Raw genomic sequence first — 12,006 nt, 5'->3', positions numbered from 1 at the left:
CGCCATCTATCCGCTCATGAGCCCCCGCGCACGATAAGTCGACGCAATCTACTGCGCCGCAACCGGCTTCACGATGCGCATCAAACCTCCAAAAAGTGTTGCGCCGCAGCCTAGCTATTTTCTTTTCGGTACCGTGCCACCGCTGTGGCAGCGCTTGGGCACCCGGGAGCGAGGAGCCAGGACGAGACGAAAAGCGCATGGATGAATGCCGCGCCATGCAAGCCCTTGCACGTCGGCGATGTCGGCATATTTTGCGACGGAGTTTCTACAAGCCACGCACGTCGTGGCACCCGACGACATCTACGCCAGCACTGTCGGGGCCACCCTCTCCGATGTCACCAAGAAAGCATGGGATGACCCAAACATTGTGGTCGAGGCAGTACTCAACGTGGTCGCGCACCCCGCGCCACCACAACATCTCGCTGTTGGCCAGGACGCAGTGCAGGCGGTCCGTCAGGCACTGCAGCATCAACTCAACGAGCTTGCGCAGTGGGAAGAATACAGTTGGTCCTGAGTCGCCGGCTTATCGCGCTGAGGGAACTCCCATCCGGGCCCGACTACCTCGCAGCGAAAAGACTCCAGTCCGCTCAGTGTTAGTCCCTGTCTAGCCGCCCCTTGCACAACCGAGTGCTCCATTCGTGGCGGGAGTTCTAGAACCCGCCTGCAGACCAGCGTCCATGCCGGATAGGCGAACCGCTGGAGCTCGTTCGCCAAAGCCGCAACCACTTGGTCACGACGGCGCCGGTATCTCAACCGTATCGAGCGGACGTGAAGATCGTAGCCACCCGAGGTGATGACCTCCGCAAATGTCAGCTGCTCCAGTGTGCTCGACCAGTCGACATTTCCCTTCGCAACCACGATCTCGTGCACCAAAGCTTCGGGCAGAACCATCCACGCGAGTCGCAGCCCCGGCGCTAAAGACTTGCTTGCCGACCCGCATTGGAACACCCTGTCGGGGTCCAGATCCTGAAGAGCACCTACCGGCTGACGGTCGTATCTGAACTCTCCATCGTAGTCGTCTTCGAAACTCAACCCATCGGTCGCACGCGCCCACTCGACGGCTAACGAGCGTCGGTCCGGGCGTAGTGCGACGCCCGTCGCGTATTGGTGCGCGGGTGTCAGTAACACTGCGGCAGCGCCACTCAGTACCTCCAATCTTCTGTCCGCGCGCCATGTTCGTCAACGTAGAGCGCCGGTATCTGCATTCCGGCATCCAGTAGAAGACCACGATAGGCGGTGAAGCCATACGCCTCGACAGCCACCGCCCGCGCCCGCCGCATGCGTTTGAGCCACCAACGTGACGCCATGGTGGAAGCCGGAACAGATGGCGACGCGATCCGGCTCGACGCGCACTCCACGCGCTCGAGTCAGGTAAGTCGGCCAGGGCGGTGCACAGCTCGATTCAACGCCTCGGTTTTCTGACCGGCGTCGTCGAATTAGACGGTACCGAGCCGCGTCGGGGGATCGCGGAGATGCCCCCTTAGGGCGCAAAAGCTCTCGGATTGGCCTGCGGCAGACATGAGATCCGCTTAGGGGTTCACCGCGTTGGGTCGTCCGCCACGACGCTCTCAGAGCAACGGCGCCGATCTTTGACCTGGGACCAGCGACGGTATCGGTTTTCCGAATCATGCCGGATCGGTGATCTATGTCACGAACCGAAGCCAACCGTGTGATCCACCGTTCTCATTCTGGGGGTCATGAGCAGGCCGCCGTCGTCGAAACATCACCGCAAGATCGCCGCATTGATGCGCGCCGATGGCCACCGAGTCACCAATTCATCAGTTGCCCGAGCGCTACGGCGGCGCGGACTGCTTCTGCCGCAAGGCTTTCGGGCCGACCGCAAATCTTGGGCAGCATTGCGACGCAGAGTGTTTCGTGACCCACCCACCGAACGCAACCGAGTCTGGCAGACCGACTTCTCCGAATTCGAAACCACCAACTGCGGCATCTGGCGCATCTGCGCGGTCATCGACTACGCCACCAGATACTGCCTCGCGATCATTGTGACCTCCACCGGCCGCGGCGCTGACGCTCTCGAGCGTGACGCACCGGTAGTCGAGTTTTTCGCCGTGCGTGGCACCGTTGCGGGCGAAGCCCCCGTGAGATCGTTGAGGGTGTACGGCCCACCTCGCGAGCGATCTGCCGTGCGCCTCGGTTGCCCAGCGGAAGGACGATCTGGACGCCCAGCGTGCGACGACGGCGAAGCTGGTCCCGACCCTCGGTTGCGTGAGTATGTGCAGGACAGACAGACCGGCCAGATCAGCGGTTGCGTCCAGCAGAGTGGTTTAGTAGCCGAGCCTGAGTGTGAAGGCAGGCGTGTGGTAGCTGGATGATTGAAGGCCCTCGCGCGATTCTTCGAGGGACCCGTCAAAGTCAATCGAGCAAAGGAATCGACGCGATGCCCGCTGCCACGATATCGACTGGCCGACCGTGTTGACTGATCGACTCACCATCCCCCCGATGTGCTGCGCCAGCTGCTGACCACGCTGCATCAGATGTGGCTCGGCACATCAACCGTCGCTACCACAGCGAGCCGCGTGATCGCGAGGTGATGCATACCGATCTGTACATCGCATGCACAATCGGCGGATCCGACGCGATGGAACCTGTGGCGTGGGGCCGAAGTACTGCCGGGAACGCATCTCCGCAATAACCGCCTGCCCTCGTCGATCCCGAGCTTCGTAGCACGGGTGACGCGGTTGCGTGCGGCCGACGCGTCGATCATGTCCTCCCCGGTGTCTGCAAGGGCATGCCGCTCTGTATGCAATCGTCGAGCGTCCCGCAGTGCTGTTGCGCTGATGAGCCTTTCATTCAGTCTGTGCAGACGCCGGAACTGAGCTGATCAGCGCTGAAATCATCGGGCCTGGGTCGACATCGACGGTCCGACCTAGGCCCGACGACGCTGTGCACAGCTGCGGTTGTTTATCCGCCCAAAGTGAACGGGTCACGGGAACCGCCGGACAGTTCGACCCAAACGGACTTATCCTCCAAGTACGCGTCGACTGCCTGAACGCCGTTCTCCCGACCGATTCCCGATGCCTTGAAACCTCCGAAGGGGACAGCGGGACCGACAACCCGGTAAGCGTTAATCCAGACTGTTCCCGCATTGATTTTGGCGGCCATACGATGAGCGCGGTGAACGTCTTTGGTCCACACGGCGCCAGCAAGGCCATAGGGAGTATCGTTGGCGAGATCGACTGCCTCGGTTTCGTCGGTAAAGGTACACGCAGACACGACGGGACCGAAGATCTCCTCGCGCATCGCCCTCGACTGCGGACGGAGTTCTGTGAGCACCGTTGGTCTGACGAACAATCCGCCTAGAACAGGATCGGCTCCTCCACCGCAGGCCACGCTCGCACCCTCGAGCCTGGCGATCTCGAAATACTGCAATACCTTCCGGTATTGCGGCATGTTCGCCATGGGCCCCATTTCTGTTCGCGCATCATTGGGGTCGCCGAGCTTTATCGCCTCGGCACGCTGAACCACCAGGGATATCAGCTCGTCGTGAACATCACGGTGCACGATGAGCCGAGATCCGGCCATACATGTTTGACCGGCGGCCGCGAAGACGCCCGCGACGATACCGTTGGCTGCTGCCTCGAGATCGGCGTCGGGGAAAACCACCTGCGGAGACTTTCCACCTAGCTCAAGTGCGACCGCGTTGAGGTTGTCAGCCGCGGCTTTGGCCACGGCACGCCCAGTTGCAGTAGAGCCGGTGAAGGCGACCATGTCCACCCCCGGGTGACCGGCGAGGTGCGCGCCAATCTCAGGAGACAGTCCGGTCACGACGTTGACAACACCCGGCGGAAAGCCGGCCTGCGTAATCAAATCGGCGAAGGCGAGAGTGGACACAGGCGCATGCTCGGATGGCTTCACTACCGCTGTACACCCCGCCGCCAGTGCGGGCGCCAATTTCCACGTCAACAACATCAGCGGAGAATTCCAGGGTGTGATCGCGGCAACCACACCGACGGGTTCGCGCCTGGTGTACACCAGATAGTTAGAACTGGCCGCTGGAATCTGGCGACCTTCGATCTTGTCGGCCATACCGGCGAAGTATGAGTACCAGGATCCCAAGGCTTTAGTTTGACCAATCATTTCTCGGTAGAGTTTGCCGGAGTCGTTGACCTCAAGATGTGCTAGTCGCTCGGCGCTCTCGACGATGAGCTCACCGAGACGATGTAACGCCGCCGCACGCCCAAACCCGCTCTGCTGACCCCACTCCCCATTCAGCGCGGATCGGGCAGCTGCCACAGCATCATCGATATCGTCAGAGCCGCCATCCGGAACCCGCGCCCACGACTGTCCGGTGTAGGGGTTCGCCGACTCAAACGTCGCCCCCGAGCGAGCGTCGACCCGTTTTCCGTCGACGAGTAGCTGAAAACTCTGGAGATTTGTTGCTGTCATGTCAGATGTTCCTGCTCACCTTTAAGTCTCGGATCGTCATCGACCCGGTTGATATCTAGAGAGTGATTCGCGCCGCAGCGCCTTACCATACGAACCACTCGTCCGACGTTTATACGCGATATCTCGTCATGTCGAACGAGTCACCGACACTGTCAAATTTACGATGTGCGTCAACCAGTGCGCTCTGTGTACTTACGCACCGCCTAAAGCCATACCCAGTCATGCCTGGCATATCGCCGTTGCAGCTTCGCACGCACCAGGTTGTTGAGTGAGGGGTTGACCGCACCTGCAGCTGGGTCCTCGGCCTCGGCGACCAGGCATCGACAACCCACATTGGCTACCTCCTTACCCCGCGCGCTGCAATGAGCGCCTCTGCGCCCCATGGTTTTCGTGGGAGTCAACTGGCTACAGCGTCACGCGACACCGCCTCGCCGCGCATGAAAAAATCAGCGGTGGCGATGACTTGGGCAGCGGTAGCTACATTTACCTCCCTAAGGCCGTCCTCGGGCATTTCGATCCCTTGAAGTGTCGTCAGCGCCCACGTGCCGATTCCGCTCCGTTCCGGCCGCACGTATGTCGAGGATCGTGTTGGTAGTCGGACGAAACTGCCCGATGTTGCAGGCGACTTTGAACCACCTCGCGTGGACTGTCGCAGCGGGATAGATATCGACTATGCGTCCACTAGTTCATGCGTCACCGACGCCGCGAAGCCGAAGCAAAGCGCTTTTCCTCCATTAGCCCATCACGTCGTTCCGCATCGATAGTACTTCGTCGCCACCGAGTAGAGCCGTTTTGACGCCGAGCGACACCGCAGCCGACGGTGGAGTCATCACCCTACATTGGAACATGGACTCTGCCTCCACACCTTCGGGGAGAGCGATTGAACTATCGTCCTGCATCGGTATCCTTGGCCAGCTTGACATCACAGCGTCGGCGTCCGCTACGGCGCTGGGCGGGAGAATCTGCGGTAGACACGCCCTCTCAATTAATCACACAACCCGCGCCTCCATACGGTTCCAAACGATGACCTGGTGTCCGGTGGCGATCAACCGACCGGTCATCGGCGCACACATGGTTCCGAAGCCGAGAAATGCAATTTTGTCAGACATCCTACCAATCCTTTGCTATCGGTCATGGCGCACCCCCGCAGCGGTATCGCCGAACGATACAACGCTGCAGTACAACATTTTTGGTCCATCGGGCGTGTGTCATCCACACCTGAGAGGAGAAGTATCGAGCACGTGCTCGCCATGACTGAAATACCGCAATCTGCGTGCCGGCGCTACCAATGTGGGGCCACCAGCTTTACGTGGTCTACCGACGCATAACTCATGTTCGCATTGTGTGCGTCAAGACGTCTTTGCTTAGAACGTCGCTCGAGCACTTGGTCTTCGACTCCCTAGCCGCGTCGGAGCACCCTCGTACTTCAAATGAATCGTCAGCTACGCAGGCCGTTCTGGGTTGCCGTCGATCATCGAGGCCACGATCACGACGAAGTTCTGGCGGTGGTGTACCGCCTACCCCACCTGCAGGCCTCCTCGCGACAGAGTTGGCGGATCTTCGCGTTTGACCTCTCACAGTGCCTTTCGATGGGCAAAGCCACCCACCGTTTCGACGGCATCGCTCGCAGGCCTGCGGCTTGCACGGGATATTGGCAAAGCAGGCCCCATCGCGGAAAGCCGTCAACTTGACGTGTCACGAGTGATGGGGCGGCACACTAGCAACATTACGGTAGTAGTGTTAGCGGATCTCAACCGAGCGGCCCTCCACGGATCGGTCTCCGTTATCGCTTGGTGCACCTTTGAGTGGGCGGTCGTCGCCGCAGTACCAGACCGGACAATTCGGCCATACTCGGAGGTTCACCGTGAGCCGACCGAACGACTTTCGAAGTAAGTGGCTGTTTTCGCTATCCTCGGTTGAGGGCGGGCATTCCGTCGTCGAGTGTTCTGCGAACGCGTTCAAGGCGGCGGCCGCGGAGGGAAATGGCCGCGAGCCTCCCCCCGCGACACTATCGTTGTTGCCTCGAGACGTGCGCTGCTCGATTCTCGTTTGACGAGATGATGGCCTCGAGCGCATGGGTGAAAATGGATCGAGGCCATTGTGGTCAGAACTGCAAATGACCAGTGGTCGTTGTGGGATGCGATCCTGCCGCCGGAGCCGTTGGTTTTGTCCGGTTAGTTGGCCCGGGTAGACGCATGGCTGGATAATCCGGTGTTCTTCACGCCGTTCAAGCCGTACTTCCATCCACGGATCGGCCGTGCGGCGGTGCCTATAGAGACCTATCTGCGGATGATGTTACTCAAGTGCCGCTGCCCGCTGGGCTAGGAGACGCTGTGCCGCGAAGTCGCAGTTCCGATTTCGTGGAACGATTCTTCCGGACCCTCTTCGGCGCTCGGGTCCGCATCCGACGACATTGACGAAGCTGACCAGCCGGTGCGACGTGTTGGAAGATCACCTACAAATATCTACAAGACGCTTGACAATCTTTACCGGGTACGACGGCGTACGATGCGTGTGCAATGCCGCTTGTCGCTCGCTGAAACCCGCTTGCCCAACAAGACATCCTGTGCCGCAGCACTACTCATGGAGAATCCAATTGTCCATGAGACTGGTTAGGGAAAGCGGTGCAGAGTCGCGGCCCCGATCAAACGCAATAGTACCCAGCGCATCGCGGCACGAGGGTGCCCGTGGGGCGGGGTCAAGCCGCAGGCTGCATTCGCCCGCAGTTGGGGACACATGGGCCGCGCTCAAACTGATCTGATACAACGGAATCGAATACGACGAGCTTCCGCTGTTTACGTATATTGCAACATCACTGGAGGCCACCGGACCCGCTTGCCCGGGCCCGGCAGAGAGGCTTCGGCATTGTGATCGGGGTCATTATCGCCTCGAGTATCGAAGCAGCCATGCCGTGCCTTTATACCAATCGTCAGAGCTTGCCCAGTCGGTCCTCCTGCAGCCTCGCTGCGATGAGTGGGTGCTCGCTGGATAGGGCGACGCACCAGCCCTCTGTCACTATCATCGCCACGCTTGTGATGTTAATTCAACGACTCAAGGGATATTGACCAGGAGTATGTATGTCATCTTTCATGATTCGTCCGCCAGAATCGAAGGCGCGAGAGTACCGCGTCGCCGGGGTGTGGCGCGATCTCGGGCCAATCGCCGATCTGCGCCGGTGGCGGGACGAGACGCCGCAGGCTCTGGCAATCAGCGCGTTCGCGGCTTCCGGCACACAGGTCCGAATCAACTATGGCGCTTATGCGGCTCTCGTCGAACACTTTTCGGGTGCGTTATGTGAGTTGGGAGTGCGCCGGGGCAGGTGGATGCAATTCAGCTGCCGAACTGGTGGCGGGCGTTGGTGCTGTTCCAAGCAGTAGCACGGCTGGGTGCGGTGTTCGCGCCGTGCATGACCACGATCAGACCTCGCGAGTTAGAGCGAATGCTCCGACGCGTGGACGCCAACGTCTGTATCACCGTGGATCGGTGGTCTGATTTCGAGCACGCCGATGCGTTGCGCGACATGGCTTCGCGGTTGGCGAAACTGCGTCACCGGGTAGTGTTCGGCCAAGCCGGCCAAGGAGATATCGAGTTTGCTCCGTTCTTCGAAGGGACCCCATGGGAGCAGCGACACCCGGTCGCGTTGGACGACGCCAAGGAGGATCCGGACGCAGTGTCGGTGGTGCTTTTCACTTCGGGAACGTCTGGGGAGCCGAAGGCGCTACTGCACACCCAAAACACGATTGGTTACCAACGGCGAGAGCCCTTTGCGCAGGATCTGTTTCCCGGCGATTTTGGTGTGCCCGTAGGACGCGCCCTGTTTGGCGTGCCCGTAGACCGGGCGCAGCAGTGAGTCGATATCGATGAACGCGCCGGTGGCGGCACCAGGCAGCAGGTCCACCCGCTGACACAGGCGCGACAGATGATGGCGCAGTACTGATTCCAGTTGGCGGGCGTGCCCGAAGGTGGACTCCCGCAACAAGGTTCCGACCATCGACGGCGCGTACACGCCACAAAAGAGCGTCTTCATCCCACCGGCACGGACAAGGTCGATGTCATCGATGCAGTCGGCGCCGGCGCACATAGCGGCGATCAGCGTGGCCAGTTTCGGTGCCGGGTTGGCCCTGATGTAATCCGCGGTGCGGTGATCCTGACCGCCTGGGCCAACAGCTGCGGCAGGCCTGTCTGGGTGGCCAGCGTCATGACGGGCACCAGTCCGGCGCACGACACGAGATGGTCATCATCGAACAGCGCCGAGGCCGCAGTGAAGTTGTGCCACACTTGCACCGGAAGTGCCTTTCTGACCGGAACTGATTGTTGCGTGAGAACACCAATCGTTGCAGTTCAGAGGGCACTTTCCTCGTTACGACGCCCGATCAACAGCCAGCTCATCGGTGGATCCAGGCTAAGGTGCGGGCTGACGCACGGGTTACGCCGGCGCACCTCAAACCCATCATGCAGACATCCTTCCAATCAGTAGCTACCAAAAGACGTGCGACTGCCACCGCGCTCTTCATCGCACTGCTATGGAGTAACGCGGACACCGATCAGCAGCAGTTCACGACGCGATCAAAGCCAAATGACTATTTTCGAGCGACTCTCACAGAAGTGAGCGCATTACGTAACGGCGTGGTGAACCACGATGATCCTATGCAAGAGCTGCTATGGATGGCCATCGAGAATGATGATGGCGGGGAATTAGCTCGATCACCTACGTGCAGCGCTTGGCGACCAAGGGCGGGCTGACACTGAAAGGCCGATACCCCAACGGAACTCAGCAGAGCATCCCGCAATCGGCGGCATACTCTTCTACAGAAGATGCCTCAGGGTTGTCGCGGCGCTTCGCCATTGACCTGACCAACGGTAAACGACGCTTGCTGGGCATCACCTTCGAGGGTCGCTGGTCCGTCAAACAGATGCTTAGGCCTCCACCGGGACATCGCCGCTTCCTCTGTTGTTCGGCGGAAGACGGTACGGTAACGATGGGCATGCCGAGCCGCCAGCGCTGCCGCTCCACGGCAAGCAACAGCGAGTTCCACCTCATTGGGCAATTCATGACATCGTCGTCTGCATACCCACAGAGTCACGGGGAGCACCGACACCGAAGTGAAGGCTATACGCTGTGTCAGTGTCGACTATGCCTCCGGCCGGTGCCTCGAATCACGAAGGACGCCTATGGCGTCAGCCCAATGTGCATTTGAGAGATCGGTAGGTGAGACACCAGGTGCTCGCAACAAATACCCATCCGGAGGCCTGGATCGGTGGGCACTATGCCCCAGCACTCAAGATGCTGCGCTCGACCGTTAAGTGGATGGTCGGCTCATTGGGGATCGTTGCCGCGTCGATTATCGCCGGTGCTCAACTCGTCAACTACAACGGTCGCACCGTGTACGGCGCGGCCCTCGCTGCGGTGGCTGTGGCCACCGCGCTGGCCCTAACCCTCCTCCTGTTGGCACGGGCGGCGGCAATTCTTACCGTGCCGCGCCCAACCGCAATGGAACTGGCGAACGCCGAAACCATCAATGAGTTCGCCGATGCCCGCCGCTCCCCAGGTCAGTTCAACGATTCGAAAGTCGAATGGCTACAGGCCAACACGATATATCTGTTAGGCGGCTACAACTCTGTAAAAGGACTGCTCGCCGCCTACTCGCAGGCGCACAGCGCCGTAGTGGCCCATCCCCGTGACGAAGAATCCCGGTATCGCCTGACCGAACTCGAGCAACACTTACGCACCGTCGAGGAAGCGGCTCACTACCGCGATACCTGCAATGCCTACGTCACTCTTATGCGGCAATTTCGCACGGGTGCAGTCGGATTCATTATCGCAGTCATTGTCTTCTCCGTATCCGGCCTATTTACCACGCCAAAACCACTGCAGCCCACCAACCCAGTCACCCAGCCTATCGCTATGAGGGTGATCGAACTTTCGCCACAACTGGGCAGTCCACAAGAATGTGTAATCCGCGACGGCGTCGCCATCGGTGGGACACTCACAACGCCGATCGTGGCCGTGGCGCCCGCTGGGCGATGCCCAGCTGAGACGGTAGTCGGCGGCCAACCCGGCCTCATGGTGATCCCGCACCAGCCAACCCGCGGCTAAACAAGCAGCCACTGCACGCGCCACGGTCCACAGCGGCTCGGAGAGCAACTCAGATGCCGGATAGCGTCATAGGACGCCGGAGCGGTAAAGTAGTTGGTGTTGATTTGGTTTCGGCGGCAGGCAATGTCATCTTGAGCTGGCCCACTATGACGCGGGGATTTGACTCCACTTAATTGATTTAGTGTTGTTACGGAAGTGTGTGTTTGACACCAGCAGATGACGGCGAGATCGCGGTGAATCTAATTCGCAGATGCTCGATGTGGGCGCCGCTAGCCATGTCGCTTTCTATGATGACTTCGTGTCGTGGATGGTTGGATCTTCTACGGCGCACGAAGGGTGAGGGGACACCGCGGCGTGGCGGCGTGCGTTAGTTTGTCGTTGCTCAGCTGGGTGCCTGTTGAGGGATGCTGTCCTCCCGCGATCTATTGGGAGCGACGGGCCAATCAGATCATTAGGTGTTTGAGCCCACGCCAAATTGGTGGCTCCGTGACCACGTCCGTGTCCAGTGGGACACCGTGCTATTGGAATGGGGACGAAGCGCATTTGATCACCATCACGTCGATGCGCTCAACGCCATCCAGGCCATCCGGGATTACCGCCAGAGCCCACCTGCCGGCGCACCGTCACTATCGACCGATGCCCTGCATCGCCCGTCATTTGGCCTAGACGCCCGACACGTACGGCTTTGATCTGGTCGTCGGAGAAATTTGTTGTGCACCTGCCTCGCGGCTCGAACTGACCTGGGCCGCGTCCCACACCACAGTGATCGCCAGCCACCGAAAACATCATTCATTCCCAACGTGATGACATGGCTGACGACCATTACCAACAAGCAACTATTTCCGGCGCACGGTAACCACACGACGGACACTGAAACTCGTACTGTGGCACAGGGTGATTCACTTGGTGGACCGAGATTGCACCGTTGGAATGGTGGGGACGTCCGTCGCTACCACACCGGCCCCATCATCAGGGGACCGGACCCTTGGCGTAGAGGATCGACTTATACGGTCTCGCCAAGGCCCCTTCACCCGATACTGGTACGGAGGCGCAAAGACCCCCAGCCCCTGGATCACAAAGCATGTCTGACGCCAGTCGCCGTGTTGAGCCCGTTGCGTGAAACATTCTCGGCGGGTTCGGAGAGCTTTCTCGGAAAGCACTATCGGCACCACCCAGGCCGACTCAACCAGAGGTGACGTCGACACAGCACGGCAGGCACCCACCGGCCAGGCAGCGCCTACCACGCACGACGGCACAATCATGAACTGCGCCAGAACGTTCTGGCTTTGGTTGCCCGGCGGCCAGCCCGGCTTTCGACCCTGGCCTTCACAGTGATTGCGATCACTTCATCGCTCGAAAGCCTTATCACTACATAGCACTTCGCTTCAGCGGTAAAAGAACTTTGGGAGATCGGCGCGATGAACGTCACTGTGCACAGTAACGGCCGTCAGCCACCCACAGTCGCATCGGATGAGATTGACCTGGGATCGTCGGATTTTGTC

At 60.0% G+C, this 12,006-nt stretch carries 5 protein-coding genes and 2 pseudogenes; 4 read left to right on the top strand and 3 right to left on the bottom strand.

Translation table 11 applies throughout. The features are described from left to right. Positions 1-238: 238 nt before the first annotated feature. On the top strand, positions 239-514 hold the full coding sequence (locus tag ACVWWN_RS16770; RefSeq protein ID WP_457144878.1) for a hypothetical protein: 276 nt from the start codon (positions 239-241) through the stop codon (positions 512-514). A gap of 2,408 nt (positions 515-2,922) precedes the next feature. Here ACVWWN_RS16770 and ACVWWN_RS16765 read toward each other — a convergent pair. Both ACVWWN_RS16765 and ACVWWN_RS16760 read right to left on the bottom strand, forming a co-directional pair. Beyond that, positions 2,923-4,407 (bottom strand): aldehyde dehydrogenase, encoded by a 1,485-nt coding sequence (locus ACVWWN_RS16765; protein WP_457144877.1) that lies wholly within the window; start codon positions 4,405-4,407, stop codon positions 2,923-2,925. A gap of 989 nt (positions 4,408-5,396) precedes the next feature. Beyond that, positions 5,397-5,516 carry an NAD(P)-binding domain-containing protein gene (locus tag ACVWWN_RS16760; RefSeq protein ID WP_457144876.1) on the bottom strand — a complete coding sequence of 40 codons (120 nt, stop codon included), beginning with the start codon at positions 5,514-5,516 and terminating at the stop codon, positions 5,397-5,399. A 991-nt stretch (positions 5,517-6,507) separates the two neighbouring features. Between ACVWWN_RS16760 and ACVWWN_RS16755 the strand changes: the two are divergent. After that, positions 6,508-6,844: pseudogene (locus ACVWWN_RS16755) on the top strand (ISNCY family transposase); the annotation flags it as partial. Positions 6,845-7,726: 882 nt separating this feature from the next. Beyond that, complete coding sequence (locus tag ACVWWN_RS16750) at positions 7,727-8,257, top strand: AMP-binding protein (RefSeq protein ID WP_457144875.1); 531 nt, start codon at positions 7,727-7,729, stop codon at positions 8,255-8,257. On the opposite strand, the pseudogene ACVWWN_RS16745 reads toward ACVWWN_RS16750, so the two are convergent. Then, positions 8,150-8,691, bottom strand: a pseudogene (locus ACVWWN_RS16745) (IS1380 family transposase); the annotation flags it as partial. The gene ACVWWN_RS16750 and the pseudogene ACVWWN_RS16745 sit on opposite strands and share 108 nt — an antisense overlap. A gap of 937 nt (positions 8,692-9,628) precedes the next feature. Between ACVWWN_RS16745 and ACVWWN_RS16740 the strand changes: the two are divergent. Next, positions 9,629-10,504 carry a hypothetical protein gene (locus ACVWWN_RS16740; RefSeq protein ID WP_457144874.1) on the top strand — a complete coding sequence of 292 codons (876 nt, stop codon included), beginning with the start codon at positions 9,629-9,631 and terminating at the stop codon, positions 10,502-10,504. The last annotated feature ends 1,502 nt before the right edge of the window (positions 10,505-12,006 follow it).

It is taken from the genome of Mycobacterium sp. URHB0021, from assembly GCF_054057895.1.
This window is presented reverse-complemented; position numbering and strand designations above follow the sequence as displayed.